This is a genomic window from Flavobacterium sp. (assembly GCF_027490375.1).
Taxonomy (GTDB): domain Bacteria; phylum Bacteroidota; class Bacteroidia; order Flavobacteriales; family Flavobacteriaceae; genus Flavobacterium.
In genome coordinates, this window is sequence record NZ_JAIXYH010000067.1 from 1 (window position 1) to 20,552 (window position 20,552).

Below are 20,552 nucleotides of genomic sequence, written 5' to 3' on the forward strand. Positions count from 1 at the left end.
CTAGCTTCTATCCCGATAGCCATCGGGACTAGCTTCTCCAAAACGATACGTTAAGTGGTGAACGTCGCGTAGTCTTAATACTCAAATCTTAATACAAAAATCTCCATTAGCCTTCGACAAGCTCAGGCACCGACGGTGCGTTCCCTGTTAATGAAATCGGTAATTCTATTTGGAATACTATCTTTACCAAAAAAACGCTTTGAAGAAGTTTGTTTGCTTACTCGTTTGCTTTAGCAGCGCATTATGGGCGCAAAGACCTGAAAAACTGAATGCTGCCGATATTTACCAAGGCCTTCAAAAATTGTCGAAAACGACCACCGTGCTTTACGTTGCGGCACATCCCGACGACGAAAATACCCGTCTGATTAGCTATTTTGCGAACGCGAAACACTACCGAACGGCATATCTTTCCCTCACTCGCGGCGACGGTGGGCAAAACTTAATCGGTTCGCAACTGCGCGATCAACTTGGCATGATTCGCACACAAGAACTGCTCGAAGCTCGCAAAATCGACGGCGGTGAACAGTACTTTACCCGTGCTAACGACTTCGGATTCTCGAAAAACCCGACCGAAACCCTCGCCAAATGGAACGAACAAGGCGTGCTTTCTGATATGGTGTGGATTATCCGAAAACTACAACCGGAAATCATTATCAATCGCTTTGACCATCGAACACCTGGAACCACTCACGGACACCACACCGCTTCTGCACAATTAAGCCTGAAAGCATTTGATTTGGCTGCCGACCCAGCGGCCTTTCCCGAACAATTGCAATACGTGGGCGTTTGGCAAGCTAAACAGCTGTTTTTTAACACATCGTGGTGGTTTTACGGCAGTCAGGAAAAATTTGCCGCAGCAGATAAATCGAATTTAACCGAGATTGATCTCGGAACATTTCTTCCACTCGAAGGAAAATCTATTCAAGAAATTGCGGCCTTGAGCAGAAGTTGCCACAAATCGCAAGGTTTTGGTTCGTCGGGCTCGCGCGGCAGCGAAAAAGAATACCTCGAGTTCATTAAAGGCGATAAAGCATTTCAAATTAACGATTGGAACGGCGTTTCCGAACGAGATAACATTCTAAAAATTTGCAACGACCTTATCGCACAATTCGATTTTAAAAATCCGTCGGCGAGCGTACCAAAATTACTCGAACTGCGCAGCCGATTCAACACATTACCCGAATCAGGGTTTCGCACGTACAAACTCCAAGAACTCGACAAACTCATTTTGGCTAGTTGCGGTTTTTATATGGAAGTTGTCACGAACAGCGCCCGAATGTCGCCCGGAACCGCATTCGAAGCTTCGCTGGAAGTAATTAACCGCAGTGAGATACCTGTTGTTTTGAATACTATTTCGGTAGAATCGCAACTGGTGACAAAACTAGATTTTCTGCTGAAACCAAATGTCGGCTACAAAGAAAAACTAAAGCTCCGTTTGGAGAAAGATTTACCGTACACCACGCCCTATTACATAAACGCCAACAAAACCGATGGCATGTTTGCTGTTGGGAATCAGCTTGACCGCGGACTTCCAGAAAAAAACCCAGCAGTAATCGTAAATGTGACTCTTGGAATCGAAAATCAGACAATTAGCATCAAAACGCCAGTAGTATTTAAAACTACCGACGATGTGAAAGGTGAGATTTTCCAACCTTTATTGGTGAGTCCGCAGCTTGATGTTGCCTTTGCACAAACATCACTTTTAGTAAAAGCAGGCAAAAAACAACGCATAGAATTAGCTGTTATACCCAGCAGCGATCTCTCGGAAACAACCGTGCGCTTGCAAGCACCTGAAAATTGGAAAGTTACTCCCGAATTTATTGCTTTGCGCGATTTGAAAACCGGACAAAAACAAACGGTTTTTTTCGAAGTTACACCACAAAAAACGGCCGATACAGTTTTGCTGACCGCAGTTGTGGGCGACAACAACGAAACGGCTTTGCACCGAACCGCTTTAGAATTCGACCACATTTACCACCAACAACTCATTGCACCAGCGCATTGCAAGTTGGTTGTAGCCGATATTGATATTTCAGCCAAGAAAATAGGCTACATTCCCGGTGCTGGCGATGAAGTAGCCGAATATCTAAAACAATTACAAACAGAAATTGTCGTATTAGATCCTAAGAAAATTACCAAAGAATCGCTTAGTACTTTCGATGCGATCATTACGGGAATTCGCGCCTACAATGTGAATAAAGATTTGGTAGGTATTCATACGCTTTTGCTCGATTTCGTCCAATCGGGAAAAACCCTTTTGGTGCAATACAACACGCTCGACGATTTGGTTTTGAAAGATTTTACACCTTACCCGCTTACCATAGGAAGAGAGCGAGTTACCGAAGAAGATTCGGCAGTGAGTTTTATCGATCCGCAGGCAAAAGCGCTCAACAAACCTAATAAACTCACGCAGAACGATTTCTTGAATTGGAAGCAAGAACGCGGCCTCTATTTTCCTTCAAAATGGGATGAAAAATACCAAACCGTTTTGAGTATGGCCGATACAGGAGAAACACAAAAAACATCCGGTTTGTTAATTGCACCCTACGGTAAAGGTCATTACATTTACTGCGGAATAAGTTTTTTCCGACAATTACCAGAAGGCGTAACCGGCGCTTACAAACTTTTGGCTAATTTACTTTCGGTTTCAAAGTAGCAAATTATGGAATGGAAAAAGAAATATACCTGGATGTTATTGGCGAATGTTTGCTACTTCGCTTTGTTTTATATGCTCATGGAATTGTATAAGTAATGCAGCAACTCGATTGGATTATACTCATCGTTACGCTTTTCTTCATTGTGGTTTATGGAGTGTGGAAAACGCGTGGCACAAAAAGTGTTGAAGACTACATTCTAGGCAACAATGAAACCCCTTGGTACACTGTGGGAGTTTCGGTTATGGCCACGCAAGCGAGCGCAATTACTTTTCTCTCCACACCCGGTCAAGCCTTTAACGACGGAATGGGGTTTGTGCAATTTTACTTTGGACTACCGCTGGCCATGGTAATCATCTGCTACACCTTCATCCCACTCTACCACAAACTTAAAGTTTACACCGCTTACGAATTTCTTGAAAAACGATTCGACCAAAAGACACGTTCTTTAGCGGCTATCCTATTTTTAGTGCAACGCGGCTTAGGTACCGGAATTACGATCTACGCACCAGCAATTATTCTGAGCACTATTCTCGGTTGGAACGTGACGCAACTCAACATAATCATCGGTTTATTAGTAATCATATATACGGTAACTGGCGGAACAAAAGCACTAAACGTTACACACAAGCAGCAAATGTTCATTATCATGTCGGGGATGTTTGTGGCTTTCTACCTGATCATCGACGGTTTACCTAAAGACATTAGTTTTTCAAATGCACTTGAAATTGCCGGTGCCAATCACAAAATGGAGATCATCGACTTTTCGGTAGATCCTAAAAATCGATACACTTTCTGGAGCGGCGTTACTGGCGGTTTGTTTTTAATGCTTGCCTATTTCGGGACCGACCAGTCGCAAGTAGGACGTTATTTGAGTGGAAAATCGGTTCGCGAAAGTCAGATGGGCTTAATCATGAACGGCTTTTTAAAAGTACCGATGCAGTTTTTTATTCTGTTAACGGGCGTCATGGTTTTCGTGTTTTTTCAGTTTAAAGAAATTCCGCTGAACTTCAATCCACACAACAAAGAAGTTGTTGCAGCAAGTTCGTACAACAAAGACTACGAAAAGCTGGAAGCCGATTTAAAAACGGTGGAAGCCGAACGTTTGCAAGTGACGCTCGATTACAACAATCAGTTAAATAACGGTAACAGCAATCCAATTCTGCGAAAGCAAATTTTTGTACTCACCGAAAAAGAAAACGCGTTGCGCGACTCGGCGAAAAGCTTGATTAAAAAAGCCGATGAGAAGGCAATTACGAACGACTCCGATTATATTTTTATCTACTTTGTTCTTAACTACCTACCAATCGGTTTCATCGGATTACTGTTGGCGGTAATTCTATGTGCGGCCATGTCGTCGACCGCATCTGGTCTCAGTGCTTTGGCTTCAACAACGGTAATCGATATTTATAAAAGAAACGTAAAAGGCGAAAAATCCGAAAAGCACTACGTAACTATGAGTCGGTTTTTCACGCTATTATGGGGTGTTTTTTCGATAGCCATTGCCTGCGTAGGGAATTTATTTGAGAACTTAATTCAGCTGGTAAATATCATTGGATCTATATTTTACGGAACGGTTTTGGGCATATTTCTAGTTGGTTTTTACATCAAATACGTAAAAGCACAAGCAGTTTTTGTAGCCGCTGTTGTTTCGCAGTGTACTATTTTCGTAATTTACTACTATACGATACACATTTACCCGAGCGGAAAAGAACTACTGGGGTATTTGTGGTTGAACTTCATCGGTGCTGCGTTAACTATTCTACTTTCAATAGCTTGGCAGTTTTTCAAGAAAGCGGAACCCAGTGAAATAGTCCAAGCTTAATGTTATGAATTAGTTACAAAATTTAGACCATTAAAAAACAGGAGGAATCAACACTACTTTTCCAAGAAAAAGCTTACATTGCCTAAAAAATTGCCAATGCCGATTCATATTGCCGTGATTGGTAAACACCAAGAAATAAAAGCAGTACTGATGCGTCTGATTAACCAAAATGAGGCGTTTACGGGAACTGCTGCCGATACCTTCGACGAGCTCGTTGACGATAACCGAATCGATCAGGTTAACTTGGTGTTACTTTCCGCTGGCTTAACCGCTGAAGAAGAACTTAAAATCAAAGAACGGATTTTAAGTGAATATCCGCACATCAAAGTAATTCCGCATTACGGCGGTGGTAGCGGCTTGTTGATGAACGAAATCAACGAAGCACTCAGCTAAATCACTCCCATGAAGAAAGCGAGCGTCAATGAAAATCGCTATGCAGAAATCGATGCGTTCCTGCAGCGTTGCATGCCTTTTTCTGAAGAAGAATTAGAAATCTTTCATAGCTTTCTCAACTATCAAAAGTTCAAAAAGAAATCGATTTTACTCCAACAAGGCGAAATATGTAAACACGAATCGTACATCATCAAAGGCTGTGCGCGAACGTTCTATACCGACGCCAACGGACACGACATTACGCTACTCTTTGCCGTTGAAGATTACTGGCTGGGCGACATTGCGAGCTTCTACAAAAAAACACCCTCGCGATTTAACATCCAGCTCATCGAAGATACCGAACTGTTGCAAATCGATTACGAAGCCAAAGAAGCACTACTAGAGCAACTTCCAAAATTCGAGCGCGTTTTCCGAATTATGGTACAAAACCATTTGGCTTCCACTCAAAACCGACTCGTAAACAACATTGCTTTTACCGCTGCCGAAAATTACGCCGCTTTTCTAAGACAGTTTCCCAACATTCCACAGCGCGTACCGCAACATTACATCGCTTCCTACCTCGGAATTTCTCCCGAGTTTCTCTCTAAAATCCGAAACGACAAGAAAGCAAATTAGACTAAATTGTCTTTGATAAAATTCTAGATAAAGAGAATTGCCGGATTTGTATTTTTCATTTTGTAATATTGCAATATTACCAATTGTAATTTACTGTAAATAAAATATTTAGACCATTATAACCTCGAGTAAATTTCACCAACAAAATCCCATAAATCACTAACTCCCATACGCTGTTTTAGCCTTGAAAAACCAGGAATATTGCAGACAATCTAATTCCCTGTTTAATTCAAATTTTTCAGTTTTAAAATCTTGCAAAAGACGATTCTCGGATTTGTATTTTTTCATTTGTAATATTGCAATATTACCCAAACTAATATATTCACTATCATTTATTTAAGTAAGTATTTCCCTCCATCAAAACCACAACAAAAAATCAAAAAAAACCCTAACTCCCCTACTCCTTTTCCACACGCGAATACCAAAACTCCCCCATTCCATTAACGCCATTTTAACGTGATTTCTTAATCTAGGTCAATGCTTTTGGCTTGTGTGCCAACGTAACTTTGCTTCGTTAATTAAAAGATTACAACACAGATGAACCGAAAAGATTTCCTCAAAAAAAGTATTCTCGGCTCGATACTAATCGGAGCGGCCGGAAGTACAACTGCAAAAGTTGCAAGCAAACCCGAAACCACTCCGGTTGGATTCAATCATCTGCCTCACACTAATTCAAAAATTATGACAAACTCCGTTTTACACAAAGCAAACACCAGAGGTGGCGCTAACCACGGCTGGCTAAACGCAAAACACACCTTTAGTTTTGCCAACTATTACAATCCCGATCGCATGAACTTCGGCGTACTCCGAGTTTTGAATGATGACACCATCGCTGGCGGAACCGGCTTCGGAACACACCCGCACGACAATATGGAAATCATTACCATTCCGCTCGAAGGCGCCCTGCGTCACAAAGATTCGCTTGGAAATACCGCTGTCATCGAAAACGGCGAAATTCAGGTAATGAGTGCCGGAACAGGTGTTTTCCACAGCGAACACAACGACAAGCAAAAAGAAGAAACCAAACTGCTTCAAATTTGGGTGTATCCAAACAAACGAAACGTAGAACCGCGTTACGACCAGATAAAAATCTCCGATAACGCCGAACACAATGCGTTCCAACAAGTGCTATCACCCGATCCGAACGACGCCGGCGTGTGGATTCACCAAGACGCCTGGTTTCACCTAGGTACGTTCGATGCCAACCAAAAAACAACATACAACCTCAAATTAAAAGGAAACGGCGTGTACGTTTTTATCATCAATGGCCGAGCTAAAGTAAACGAGCAAGAACTCGAAACCCGCGACGGTTACGGGATCTGGGACATCGATAGTTTTGAAATTACAACTACCGAAAACGATACCCAAATTTTATTGATGGAAGTTCCAATGCAATTAAACAGCTAAATAAATAAGTTATGAGTACTACAAAATGGACGATTGATCCAACGCATTCTGAAGTAGGTTTCAAAGTGAAACACATGATGGTTACTAATGTTTCCGGACGTTTTAAAGATATTTCTGCAAGTATCGAAAACGCTACAGAAGATTTCGAAACAGCCCACATCAGCTTCAGCGCACAAATCGAAAGCATAGATACCGGAAATACCGATCGCGATGCACACTTAAAAGGAGCCGATTTCTTCGACGCCGCACAATTTCCAAGCTTAAATTTCACGTCAACTGCCATCAAAGCATTGTCCGACGAAAATTATATCGTAAGCGGAAAACTCGAAATTAAAGGCACAAGCAAAGAAATCGACCTGCAAGTCGAAATCAGCGAAGAAATGAAAGACCCATGGGGCAATACCAAAATTGGTTTGGCCATTCACGGGGTCATCAACCGCAAAGACTTCGGCCTCACCTGGAACGCCGCCCTCGAAACCGGTGGTGTTTTGGTTAGCGAAGAGGTAAAACTAATTGCCGAAGTACAGTTTGTAAAAAACTAAATTTCAACCTGAGTTCGATTTAAAAATTGCGGTCAGAAAACAGATAAATACTTGATTACAAGGCGGATTTCTTTTGGGATACTGTAGTATCGCAAAAAAATCTAACGAAGTAGGCAGCTGTTTATCTGTTTAGCGTGAAAGCGATTCCTTTTCATTGCTATTTGATTTCACAATTCGCAAATTTCAAGCGATCTGACAAAGATTTTTAATCGAACTCAGGTTTTCAACTATTTGGGCGCTCCCGCGGCTCCTAAAATCACTAAGCCTGACGATCGCTTACTAGCCGCCGTCAGGCTTTTCGTTTCAACCCGCTCGTTCGTTGGCGTTTGCGGAGCGTCGGTATGGGCTTCTTTTAGTCGCCAATACCAACTGCCGCGCACAGCCAACAAACTTCACGGGGTTTCCACTGCAATCCTTAGCGCGGGCAATCGTTACCGAAAATCGTGCACAAATATCCGTTCAATAAAGACATTTACGAATTGCTATTTGGCAATCGAATACGTACTTTTGTGCGCAACAACACAACCGCTTTATGATTCACTTCTTCCGAAACGCGAATGAACAACTATTCGCTGTTGACGCGCCTTTTCAAGAACTTTCTGCAACCGACATCTCAAAACTCAACTGGCTTTTCGGCAACGCACAACGCATCGATTCCGACACCGTATTGGGCACTTTCGTGGGTCCACGCGCATCCATGGTAACGCCCTGGAGCACCAACGCCGTCGAAATCACACAAAACATGCAAATCAGCGGCATTCAACGCATCGAAATGTTTAGTCCGTTTACTGCCAACCAGAGTTTCGACCCGATGCTGTCGCAAAAGTTCGAAAACCTCACGCAAGAAATCTTCCAAAGCAAAATCGAACCCGAAGCTATTCAAAACATCAGCGATATCGAGGATTACAACAAACAAGAAGGCTTGGCACTAAGCGATGATGAAGTGCAATACCTCGAAAATCTATCCACAAAATTAGGTCGGCCACTAACCGACTCCGAGATATTCGGCTTTTCACAAGTAAACTCCGAACACTGCCGCCACAAAATATTTAACGGTACTTTTGTAATCGACGGGCAAGAACAACCGGAAAGCTTGTTCAAACTCATCAAAAAAACCTCGGCAGCAAATCCGAATAAAATTGTTTCGGCATACAAAGACAACGTGGCATTTACCGCAGGTCCGGTCGTAGAACAATTCGCGCCGAAAAGTCCAGACAAGCCCGACTTTTACACCAAATCCGAATTCGAAAGCGTTTTGTCTATCAAAGCCGAAACGCACAATTTCCCGACCACGGTCGAACCGTTTAACGGCGCAGCAACCGGATCAGGCGGCGAAATTCGCGACCGTTTAGCCGGCGGACAAGGAGCTATTCCGTTAACAGGAAGTGCCGTTTACATGACCGCTTATCCACGCCTCGAACGCGAAAATTACTTTAACGATAATGCATTTCCAGCGCGTAAATGGCTGTATCAAACGCCAGTAGATATCTTGATAAAAGCTTCAAACGGCGCATCCGATTTCGGTAATAAATTCGGACAACCGCTCATCAACGGTTCGTTATTTACTTTCGAACACAGCGAGCAAAACACCCGTTTAGGTTACGACAAAGTAATCATGCAAGCCGGCGGCGTTGGCTACGGAAAACGCGCGCAAGCCTTGAAAAAACAACCCGAAAACGGCGATGCCATTGTGGTTTTAGGCGGCGATAACTACCGAATCGGTATGGGCGGTGCAGCCGTTTCCTCAGCCGATACGGGCGCATTTAGCAGCGGTATCGAACTCAATGCCATTCAACGCTCGAATCCCGAGATGCAAAAACGTGCGGCAAACGCCATTCGTGCACTAGTGGAAACAGATGAAAATCCGATTGTTTCTATTCACGACCACGGAGCCGGCGGACACTTGAACTGCTTGTCGGAACTCATCGAAGCTACCGGCGGACACATAAATTTAGATGCTTTACCTGTTGGCGATCCGTCGCTTTCTGCAAAAGAAATAATTGGTAACGAATCCCAAGAACGAATGGGATTGGTGATCAAACAAAACGATAAAGCGCTATTACAACGTGTTTCCGAACGCGAACGTGCACCGTTTTACGAAGTCGGTAGAGTTACTAACGACCACAAATTTGTGATCGAATCGAAAAAAACCGGCGAAAAACCCATGGATTTCGATTTGCACGATATGTTTGGTAGCGCACCAAAAACCGTATTAACCGACGAGCGCAAACCAGCAAATTTTGCCGAAATCACCTACGATAATAAGGAGGTTGAAAACTACATCAAGCAAGTTATTCAACTCGAAGCCGTTGCGTCAAAAGATTGGTTAACGAATAAAGTCGACCGTTGCGTTGGCGGACGTGTAGCCAAACAACAATGCGTTGGTGAATTGCAACTGCCGTTGAGTAATCTCGGAATTTCGGCACTCGATTTCCAAGGAACGCACGGTATCGCAAACAGTATTGGCCACGCTCCTATCCCGGCTTTAATCGATGCCGCAAAAGGCAGCCGACTCGCCATTGCCGAAGCTTTAACCAATTTAGTTTGGGCACCATTAAAAGACGGAATTCAAAGCGTATCACTGAGTGCCAATTGGATGTGGCCGTGCAAAAATCCGAGTGAAGACGCACGGTTATACGATGCGGTAGCCGCTTGTTCAGAGTTTGCGATTGCACTAGGCATCAACATTCCAACGGGAAAAGACAGCTTGTCGATGAAGCAAAAATATGCGGACGGCGACGTACTTTCTCCAGGAACCGTTATTATTTCTGCAGCAGCACACACCGACGATTTTACCAAAACCATCGATCCGGTTTTTAAAGCCGGAAAAGGCAGTGTGTATTATATAAACTTGTCGGCTTCAAACTTACAACTCGGTGGTTCGGCGTTTGCGCAAACACGAAATGCCATCGGAACTACGGCACCCGACGTTGCCGATGCAGCGTATTTCAAAAGTGCATTTACTGCCTTACAAGAAGCAATCCGCGCAGAAGCAGTTTGCGCCGGACACGACGTCAGCGGCGGCGGTTTGGTAACAACCTTACTCGAACTCTGCTTTGCCAGCACAAACATAGGCGCCACAATCGATTTAACTAAAATCGACCCACAAGCCGATTTCACCACCAAACTATTTGCAGAAAATGCCGCTGTTGTGGTACAAGCAACCAACGATACGGCCTTAGAATACATCCTTCAAAAGCACCACATTTCATTTGAACGTATTGGCGAGGTTATAAACTCTGAATCATTGATTATAAATGATTTGAAATTAGATGTAAAATCGTATCGCAAGTTATGGAACAACACTTCGTACTTGTTTGATCGTTTGCAAACAGCCAATGGAATGGCCGAGGTTCGTGCGGAACAATTCGACAAACAAGCGTTGAAATACTGTTTTCCAAACTCGTACACGCAAGCATCCGATGTGCAGGTAAGCAACCGACCGAAAGCAGCAGTAATTCGGGAGCAAGGTTCGAATTCGGAACGCGAAATGGCACATGCGATGTACTTGGCCGGTTTCGATGTAATCGACATTCACATGACGGATTTAATTACGGGTCGGATCGATTTATCAGACGTTCAATTCATTGGAGCTGTGGGCGGTTTCTCAAACTCAGATGTTTTGGGAAGCGCAAAAGGTTGGGCTGGCTCGTTTAAATACAACGAAAAGGCGCAAAAAGCCCTGTCTGATTTTTATGCACGTCCAGACACGCTTTCGGTAGGCATTTGCAATGGGTGTCAGCTTTTAATGGAATTGGAAGTAATACATCCGGAGCTTCCGGTTCACGGAAAGATGAAGCACAACGTATCGCGCAAACACGAAAGCATATTTACGTCGGTAGAAATACTGCCGAACAACAGCGTGATGTTAGGCAGCTTAGCGGGAAGTACCTTGGGCGTTTGGGTTTCGCACGGCGAAGGTAGGTTTGAACTTCCGGGCGACGAATCGCAGTACCACATTGTTTCGAAATATGCTTATGCGGAGTATCCGGCAAATCCGAATGGTTCCGACTTTAATACGGCCATGTTAGCGAGTAAAGACGGCAGACATTTGGTTATGATGCCCCACATTGAACGTTCGATTTTTGGTTGGAACTGGGCGCATTATCCGAACGATCCAAAAGAAGCGACGCCGTGGTTAGAAGCGTTTGTAAACGCACGGAAATGGATTGAAAACAGGTAAATAAGGCTTTTTTTGTAGATCCAATAAAAGAGTTTATCTCTTAGAGTTTGAATGATTTCTCCCTAAAGCATGCATAAAATTGCAATTTGTACAAGCATTAATATGTGTAAATCTGGAACTGAATTCCGAATTTACATACGTTTTAGATCAAAAAAATGTGTATTTTCGGAATTGAATTCCGAATTTGCACAAATTAAGATAGAATTATAGTGTGTATTTTAGGAATTAAATTCCGAAAATACATACTTTTGCTTTATGGAATTTGAACGAAAAATAGAAGAAAAGCTTAAAAAAACAGCTCAAATGTTTCGGGCAGTTGCGGTTATGGGTGTTAGACAAAGTGGGAAAACGACACTTTGCAAATCGTTTTTTTCAGACTATCAATACTACAATTTCGAAAATATTGGGTTATATCAGTTGGTTAAAAGTGATCCTACAGCGTTTTTAACCAAAGATAATAAGGGTGTAATTTATGACGAGTTGCAACGTATGCCAGAATTATTCAATTATTTACAAGAAATTTTAGACAATACTTCGGCAAAAGGCAAATACGTGATTTCCGGAAGTAGCAATTTTTTACTTAACGAAAAAATTACCCAAAGTTTAGCTGGGCGAATTGGCTACATTAACATGTACCCACTAAGTTATGACGAAATTCCAAACTTTAAAAATTTTACGGTTTGGGAACATATTTTTAAGGGTGGTTTTGCAGAAGTTTGGAAAGACACGCCTATTGATCCTGTTTTATTTTACCAAAGTTACATTCAAAGTGTGATTGAAAAAGATATCAGGCAATTGGTAAACATTAGAGATATTAACTTATTTCAAAATTTTATAAAGCTCATTGCGTCAAGAGTTGGCCAAGAATTTAACGCTTTGAAATGGGCAAACGAACTAGACATTGATTCGAAAACATTGAAAAGTTGGGTAAGTTATTTGGAAGTCGCAGGAGTTATTTATTTACTGCCACCGTATTATGCTAATTTCGGTAAACGAATTACTAAAAAACCGAAACTTTATCTGGTTGATACGGGCATCATTTGCAGTTTGCTTGACATAAACACGCTAAATCAACTCGAAAATCATCCGTTAAAAGGCGCGATTTTTGAAAATTTTATAATCAGCCAATGTGTAAAGTTTAATAGTTATCGGTTGAAGCCTTACAAATTGTTCTATTGGCGTTCGCAAGCGGGTGTTGAGATTGATTTGTTAATTGAGAAAGGACTCAACCTTTTTCCGATCGAAATTAAATCGGGTCAAACTTTTCAAGAAAATTGGTTTAGGAACTTGAATTTGTTTAAAAGCTACTCGAAAGAAACGAGTCCGCTAACTATTGTGTACGGCGGAGAGAATTTTAGTTTCACTAACAACAACAAATTAGTGAACACGTTCTCGCTGGCCGAACTGTTTGAGTGATGGTTCGTTAGATGAATATTGCTTGAGAATTTCGCTCTATTGCATTCCCAGTTTTTTTGCTCTAGAAATTCATAAACGACTTTTTTGGTATTGAATCCGAGAAGTAGGTTTTTTTGTGAAGTCGATTTCCGTGTGAGCGGGCGCAACGGCATCCTTTTAGGCGTTACGGAATTTCCAGTACCGTTTCGCCTAAAAGATACAGTGGAGCACGCGACGGCGCTGCTTTGATACCCTCAACGATTGTTTTGCGGAGCAGTTACGAATTGAAGGTTAAAGTACGTTGGCGCCAGCACACCCAAAAAACACAACTTTTTCGGAATAGAATCCTTAAAAAAAGTAACTTTTTTGGAATAGAATCCAAAAAAAGCATTACTTTTTTGGAATAGAATCCAAAAAAAGCATTACTTTTTTGGAATTGAATCCGAAAAAGAACTACTTTTGACTGCAGCGAACTTTACTTTACGTTATGATAGCCAGAGAATTAACTGCGGTGATTTCAAAATTCCTCAACAAAGGAAAAGTATTGATTTTACTTGGCGCTCGACAAACCGGAAAAACGACTTTGCTTAAGGAATTAAGTAGCAGTTACGAGAGTGCGCTGTGGCTTAATGCCGACGAATACGACATTCAACAGATTTTTGAAAAGCCTACTTCAACGCAAATCAAAAGTATATTGGGAGCTTCGAAGTTTGTTGTGATAGACGAAGCACAACGGATTGCGAATATTGGTATTGGATTAAAACTAATTCACGAAAACTATCCTGAGGTTAAACTCATTGCTACGGGATCATCGGCTTTTGACTTACAAAATAAAACGTATGAATCGTTGACCGGACGCAAGATTGAGTGTCAGCTTTTTCCGCTCGCGTTCAACGAACTTAGAAATCATCACGGCATTTTAGAAGAGAAACGAATGCTTCAAAACAGATTGATCTACGGCTGTTATCCCGAAGTAGTTTCTAACACCGACGACCAACGTTTGGTGTTGAAACAATTGGCCGACAGCTACTTATTTAAAGATGTTTTGATGATTGATTCGTTGAAAAAGCCCGAGAAATTGGTAAAACTCTTGCAGGCATTGGCTTTGCAAATCGGTTCAGAAGTGTCGTATAACGAATTGGGAAAGCTCGTTGGATTAGACAGCAAAACGGTCGAAACGTATATTGGATTACTAGAAAAAACGTTCATTGTTTTCAGGTTACCTTCTTTTGCGCGAAATGCCCGAAATGAATTAAAACTTTCGAAAAAGATTTACTTCTACGACAACGGCATTCGAAATGCGGTGATTAACAATTTCCAGTTGGCCGTAAACCGCGCCGACATTGGAGCCTTGTTTGAAAACTACTTTATTGCCGAGCGCAAGAAATACAATGCTTACCAAAACAATTTTGTTTCACCGTATTTCTGGCGCACAAAAGAACAACAAGAAATCGACTACATTGAGGAAGCCGACGGACTAATTACGGCATTTGAAATCAAATGGAATTCAAATAAAAAGGTGCGTTTTCCGAAAAATTTCACCTCGTCGTATCCGAATCATGAGTTGGTGGTGGTCACGCCGGAGAATTATGATACGTATTTGAGTAACTGATGTTCGGTCAACGATTTTCGTGTGAGCGGGCGCAACGACATCCTTTTAGGCGTTACGGAATTTCCAGTACCGTTTCGCCTAAAAGATACAGTGGAGCACGCGACGGCGCTGCTTTGATACGCTCAACGATTGTTTAGCGGAGCCGTTACGAATTGAAGGTTAAAGTACGTTGGCGCCGGCACACCCAAAAAATCAAAAAACTCAGGTAAAAACTGATTCTGAATTGGCTTTAATTTATAGAATTTCGCCCAATCCCTCCCAATTTTCGATCCATAATGCGCTGCATGTAATCTTGAATTAAGGCTTTGCAACGGCGCTCGATCTGGTTCATGGTAGCGTTTCGCTGGGCAATCAGGTTTTGGGTTAAACCACGGTCGGTATCTTTATAAAAACCTACAGCTTTTCGTCCGTCGAAAATACAAATGTAGCCGTCGGCAAACAGCATGTAGTTGTTGCTGCTGTAACGAATAACGAAAGGCGAAATCTCGTTATCGCTCAACAAACTGCGTCCCCAGCTGCGAAACGGCTTGTCGTATCCAATTAAATCGAGTATTGTTGGGTAAATATCAATTTGCTGCGCCCACCGATTGTCGGCACCTTTCAAATTGTACTTTGGCGCGTAAAACAGCAACGCTACTGCATTTTTGTTTGCTTCCTTTTTGTATTCGTCGTAAAAAATGGTGTTTCCGTGATCGCCAACCAAAACAAAAATAGTGTTCTCAAACCACGGTTGCTTTTTGGCTTGCGCGAAGAATTGCTTCAAGGCATAATCGGTGTAGCCCATACATTGATGCATGTTAACGTTGCCTTTCGGAAATTTCCCTTCATATTTTTCTGGAACTTTATACGGTTCGTGCGAGGAAACGGAAAACAAAGTCGTAAAAAACGGCTGTTTAAATTGGCTTATGGTTTTATTGAAATACTGGAAAAACGGTTCGTCCCAAATTCCCCAAACACCATCGAAATCGGCGTCGTTATTGTATTCGTTCTTTCCGTAATAGGCATCGAAACCCAAAATATTTCCGTAGCCCAGAAATCCCATAGAACCGTTTGGAGCGCCGTGGAAAAACGACGTGTTGTAACCGAGCGATTCCAAAACCGAGACTAGCGACTCGGTGGGCTGTTTCGGATAAGGCGAAGATGTAAACGCATCTTTAAACGACGGAATTCCCGCCAAAACCGACGACATAGCGTGGATACTCTTATAACCGTTGGCGTACGCATTCGTGTAAATGCGACTGTGCTGCGCGAGCGAATCCACAAAGGGCGTATAACTTATGTGATTTTTAATGCCCATTTCTTTGTTGAAAGAACCAAAATACTCTTTTCCGTTACTTTCTAATATTAGGATCACGATGTTCGGACGCGTTTTGGGATTGTTTTTGTACTGCTTGTAAGGCTTTACTAACGAATCGATTTCACTTTTCGAAACAAAGTTTACCTTTTTAAAACTATTCGCAAACAAAGTTCTAAAAACGGCGAAAGGCGTGTTAAGCACGATATCGGCTTGAGCAGCAACACGCACGTAGCGGTTAGCATCAACCAAATTTATGGGTCGCGTACTTTTCTTGAAATCGCCGCGAATACCTCCTATGGCTAGAATAACAATCGCAAGCATCGACAGCAATGAAAACACAAAATAAGGCACCGTAAAGCGCAGCTTGTCGAATGGCAAACGAAAAATACCGTATAGTTTGATCCAAATTAGCAACAGAGCAGTAAACAGTATAAAAACGTGCCAATAGTTCAAAGCGAAATTGGCAAACAGCAATAATTTATTGGATTCGTGCGCAATGGAATCGGTTATAGCGCTTGTTGATCGTCCGAAATTGAAACGATAATAGATAAAATCAATGCAATTTAGCGCCAAACCTACTCCGTTTGTGACAAAATAGAGGATTTTTAGCACTTTTTGATATGTTAAAGTTCTAGTTTGCGGCAACGGCAAAACGGCGAGTAAAATAAATAATCCGTTTAAGTATAAAATTGCTGTAGTATCGAAAGCTAAACCGTGATATGCCAGATGAAAATATTCGGAAACACCGCTAACTTCAATTAAATCAGCATTATATATATAAAAGAATAGTCGGCACACTTGGTACATGACAAAAGCCAATCCGATTCGATAAAACAAAACTGCGTATTCATCGCCTCGAAAACGACTCCAATTCTTATTTTTCCACATTGTTAAAAAATCTGCTGCAAAACTAATTCAATTGAAATTTAGGCGCATATTTTTTTAGCAATATTGCGAAAAAGTATTTTAATAGTTAATTTGCCGCATAAAGCACAAAACATGACGTCGATTACACGTTTATTTGATTTCCCCTACCACCAACTCGAAAAATTACCTATTTCAGACGCACTAGTGTCTAAGAAAAACGGTAAGTGGATTAAAACCAGCACTCAGGAATACGTGGATTTAGCCAATCAGGCGTCACGTGCCCTACTCGCTTTAGGTGTAAAACCCAACGATAAAATAGCCGTGATAAGTTCAACGAATCGAACGGAGTGGCATATTTTAGATATTGGTGTTTTGCAAATCGCTGCGCAAAACGTTCCTGTGTATCCAACAATTGGCGAGGAAGACTACGAATACATCCTAAACCACAGCGAAGCGACGCATTGCTTTGTTTCGGATCAGGTGGTGTACGACAAACTGATGAAGGTGCGTGATCAAATTCCGAATTTGAAGGAAATTTACAGCTTCGATACGATATCAGGTTGCCATACTTGGGAACAATTTTTGGCTTTAGGCGCTAGCACTGAGCTACAGGCGGAAGTAGAAATCCGCAAAAACTCGGTAAAAACCGACGATCTGGCTACAATCATTTACACCTCGGGAACAACCGGAAAACCAAAAGGTGTAATGCTCTCGCATCGCAATATTGCGTCGAACGTACTCGATTCCGAAAAGCGTATTCCGTTCGCAGCCGGCAAATCGCGCGCACTCTCGTTTTTACCCATTTGCCACATTTACGAGCGTATGGTGGTGTACATCTACCAATATTACAGCGTGAGTATTTATTTTGCGGAATCAATCGAGCAACTGAGCGCCAATTTAAAAGAAGTACAACCTACGGTAATGACGGCAGTACCGCGACTCATCGAAAAAGTGTACGACTCGATTTACGCCAAAGGTTCGGAACTCACTGGCATCAAGAAAAAACTCTTCTTTTGGGCAATCGATTTAGGCTTGCGTTACGAACCGTACGGAAAAAACGGCGCCTGGTACGAGTTTCAATTAAGCATTGCCCGCAAACTGATTTTCAGTAAATGGAAGGCAGGTTTAGGCGGCAATTTGGAACTGATTGTCTCGGGAAGTGCAGCCTTGCAACCGCGTTTAGCACGTGTTTTTGCAGCTGCGCAAATACCCGTTATGGAAGGCTACGGCTTATCGGAAACTTCGCCAGTAATTGCGGTAAACGACCAACGTAACGGCGGTTTTAGAATTGGAACGGTCGGACGTGTCATCGATAACGTGGAGGTGAAAATTGCCGAAGATGGCGAAATTTTGTGCAAGGGTCCGAACATCATGCTCGGCTACTATAAAGATCCGGAAAAGACAGCGGAGGTTTTGAAAGACGGCTATTTCCACACAGGCGACATCGGAATGATAGATGCCGATGGCTTCCTGAAAATCACCGACCGCAAGAAGGAAATGTTTAAAACCAGTGGCGGAAAATATATCGCGCCGCAGTTGTTGGAAAACGCCATGAAACAGTCGCGTTTCATCGAAAACATTATGGTAATTGGCGACGGCGAGAAAATGCCCGCAGCTTTTGTACAACCCAATTTTGTTTTCGTCCGCGAATGGGCAAAATTGCACCAGATCGAACTCTCCGAGGACAATAAGGAACTCATTAAAAACGAGAAAGTTATTGCCCGCATCGACCAGGAAATCGAAGGTATCAACGAGCGTTTTGGCAATTGGGAAAAAATCAAACGTTTTGAGCTCACGCCAGAAGTATGGAGCATCGACGGCGGACACTTAACACCCACGATGAAACTCAAAAGAAAAGCGGTGCTAGAACTCTACCGCGATTTATACGACAAAATCTACCGTTCGTAAGAACAAGAAAACAGCCAAATAAAGAGCTGCTTATTTATGATTTTTAGAAGCTAATCCGGCTGTTCGCTGTAGTCCGCAAAAAATACGGTTTGTTCAATCGGCAGGCATCGGGCTTCTGGGGTCGCCCTCACCAACCGTTTCACAATACCGTATTTTTCTTACGGGCTGCCGCTTCCATCCGTGCTAGGACAAGACGTTCTAAAAGAAAAAAATCAACCTACTCTTCAAGAGTTTAAAACTCTTGAAGAGTAGGTTTTAGGTTATTTCCCTTCAGTTCATGTATAAGTCTTGCAAACAAAGTTCTTTAACTTTTAGATTGCCACTACAGCACGTTTCAGTCAAGCTGCTTTTTGTTTGAGCTGCCGCTGCCATCCGCGCGACGAAAATCGTTGCTAACGTTTGGTGGAAATAACGTATTTTAATTTTACGTAAAAGAAAATTGGTTTGTAACGCCTTAACTTCAAACAATATGCGGGAAATCAAAAATCGAATAGCGGAGTGATTAATGGTAACAAAACTAAAACCTGATTGTAAACATTTGAGAGCAAAAAATACACCCATGTTTGGTGCTCGGAATTTCGTAAATTTACTAAAGCTAAATGCATCTGTTATGACTACAACTGCGATTAAAAAGCAAGTAGAAGACTATCATCCAATGCTGTCAACGAAACAGCAAGCTCTTGTTCTTGAAATGATTAAGAGCTTAATACAAGTTGATAATGAACCTAAAAGAATGAGCAGAAAGCAATATAACAAAGAACTTAATGAAGCTGTTACAAGAATTGATAACGGCAATGCTGTATCCCATAAAGAAGCTTTGAAAGAAATTGCTAAATGGTAAAAGCAGGCTCTCTAAAAGTTGTTTGGGATATTTAAGCATTAAAGCAATTTAAAGAAATATTATCCTATTTAGAACAACAAAGCAAGCAGGCGCCCAAAATTGTAAAAAAAGCAATTCTTGAACGAATAAATCAAATCAAACAGAATCCGCTAACTTGTGAATCGGATAAATTAAAATGGCCGCTTGATGATAACTTTAGAGCCGTTATTGTATTTAGCTACAGAGTAAGTTAGCAAATAAATCTAGAAAAAAAGGAAATTAGAATTCTTCGAATACGCCATACCAGCCGAGAACCTCTTGGCTACTAAACAAATTTAATTCCATTCTGATCGTTGAGCACGAACTGAAAATGCTTACAATTTCATTAAGCCCGCAAAAAACTGGTGCTTTATCTTGTTTATAGCAAAACATCGTCTCCTTCGTGGAAAACTTCGTAGAACATTGTATTGCTTTTTAAGCTAATTGCGATAGCTATCTGAATTGATGAGTTCAACACATTACGTATCGTTGGTACCTGAGCGAGTGGTCAGCTTAACCGCAAAGAACGCGAAGATGTCCGCAAAGGACGCAAAGAAGAAACTTTTTCATTTTCATTTTTTCCATTTTTTCACTTCCAATAGCTATCGGAATTCGCTTTCTACAACATATTTTCGGTGGACCCACATAGGCACAGAGGTAACAAAGAGTTTTTATATCTTTTTTACTTCTTTTGATTCTTTCAATTTTTTTCAATTTTTTCCATTTTTTCACTTCCAATAGCTATACGGATTCACTTTTTTCGCTTATTACAACATAATTTCGGTGGACCACATAGGCACAGAGTTCACAAAGGTTTTACTCCAATTCCACATGGAGGGATTTTTTCACTTCTTTCGCTTCCGATAGCTATCGGAATTCGCATCTTTCACTTTTTTTATCCTAATTCGGCAGACCACATAGGCACAGAGTTCACAAAGGTTTTACTCCAATTCCACATGGAGGGATTTTTTCACTTCTTTCGCTTCCGATAGCTA

Annotated in this window: 12 protein-coding genes and 1 pseudogene; 12 read left to right on the forward strand and 1 reads right to left on the reverse strand. The window is 41.8% G+C overall.

Annotation, left to right across the window (positions count from 1 at the left end; genetic code table 11):
- Positions 1–199: 199 nt before the first annotated feature.
- The 9 genes from Q0064_RS08970 (at position 200) to Q0064_RS09010 (ending at position 14,626) form a co-directional block, all read left to right on the forward strand.
- Positions 200–2,656, forward strand: coding sequence for a PIG-L family deacetylase (locus Q0064_RS08970; protein ID WP_298147428.1), 2,457 nt, complete (start codon positions 200–202; stop codon positions 2,654–2,656).
- 95 nt (positions 2,657–2,751) lie between these two features.
- Positions 2,752–4,479 (forward strand): sodium:solute symporter, encoded by a 1,728-nt coding sequence (locus Q0064_RS08975; protein WP_298147431.1) that lies wholly within the window; start codon positions 2,752–2,754, stop codon positions 4,477–4,479.
- A gap of 96 nt (positions 4,480–4,575) precedes the next feature.
- A complete protein-coding gene (locus Q0064_RS08980) occupies positions 4,576–4,872 on the forward strand; it encodes a hypothetical protein (protein WP_298147434.1) in 297 nt (98 codons plus the stop codon).
- A 9-nt stretch (positions 4,873–4,881) separates the two neighbouring features.
- Positions 4,882–5,487 carry a Crp/Fnr family transcriptional regulator gene (locus tag Q0064_RS08985; RefSeq protein ID WP_298147436.1) on the forward strand — a complete coding sequence of 202 codons (606 nt, stop codon included), beginning with the start codon at positions 4,882–4,884 and terminating at the stop codon, positions 5,485–5,487.
- 681 nt (positions 5,488–6,168) lie between these two features.
- Positions 6,169–6,894, forward strand: coding sequence for a pirin family protein (locus Q0064_RS08990; protein ID WP_298147458.1), 726 nt, complete (start codon positions 6,169–6,171; stop codon positions 6,892–6,894).
- Between the two features lie 11 nt (positions 6,895–6,905).
- The gene (locus Q0064_RS08995) at positions 6,906–7,436 is read left to right on the forward strand and encodes a YceI family protein (protein WP_298147441.1); all 531 of its coding nucleotides are present in this window, start codon (positions 6,906–6,908) and stop codon (positions 7,434–7,436) included.
- Between the two features lie 532 nt (positions 7,437–7,968).
- Positions 7,969–11,619: a phosphoribosylformylglycinamidine synthase gene (purL, locus tag Q0064_RS09000; RefSeq protein ID WP_298147444.1), complete on the forward strand. Its 3,651-nt coding sequence runs from the start codon at positions 7,969–7,971 to the stop codon at positions 11,617–11,619.
- A gap of 255 nt (positions 11,620–11,874) precedes the next feature.
- On the forward strand, positions 11,875–13,035 hold the full coding sequence (locus Q0064_RS09005; protein WP_298147447.1) for an ATP-binding protein: 1,161 nt from the start codon (positions 11,875–11,877) through the stop codon (positions 13,033–13,035).
- Between the two features lie 466 nt (positions 13,036–13,501).
- Entirely contained in the window at positions 13,502–14,626 is a 1,125-nt protein-coding gene (locus Q0064_RS09010) for an ATP-binding protein (protein ID WP_298147450.1), read from the forward strand.
- Between the two features lie 229 nt (positions 14,627–14,855).
- On the opposite strand, the gene Q0064_RS09015 is transcribed toward Q0064_RS09010, so the two are convergent.
- A complete protein-coding gene (locus tag Q0064_RS09015; protein ID WP_298147452.1) occupies positions 14,856–16,811 on the reverse strand; it encodes an LTA synthase family protein in 1,956 nt (651 codons plus the stop codon).
- Between the two features lie 111 nt (positions 16,812–16,922).
- On the opposite strand from Q0064_RS09015, the gene Q0064_RS09020 reads away from it, so the two are divergent.
- From Q0064_RS09020 to Q0064_RS14750, 3 genes and pseudogenes are all read left to right on the forward strand, one after another.
- Positions 16,923–18,698: a long-chain fatty acid--CoA ligase gene (locus Q0064_RS09020; RefSeq protein ID WP_298147454.1), complete on the forward strand. Its 1,776-nt coding sequence runs from the start codon at positions 16,923–16,925 to the stop codon at positions 18,696–18,698.
- 610 nt (positions 18,699–19,308) lie between these two features.
- On the forward strand, positions 19,309–19,539 hold the full coding sequence (locus tag Q0064_RS09025) for a hypothetical protein (RefSeq protein ID WP_298147456.1): 231 nt from the start codon (positions 19,309–19,311) through the stop codon (positions 19,537–19,539).
- A 47-nt stretch (positions 19,540–19,586) separates the two neighbouring features.
- Positions 19,587–19,772 (forward strand): annotated as a pseudogene (locus Q0064_RS14750) (type II toxin-antitoxin system RelE/ParE family toxin); the annotation flags it as partial.
- Positions 19,773–20,552 lie beyond the last annotated feature (780 nt).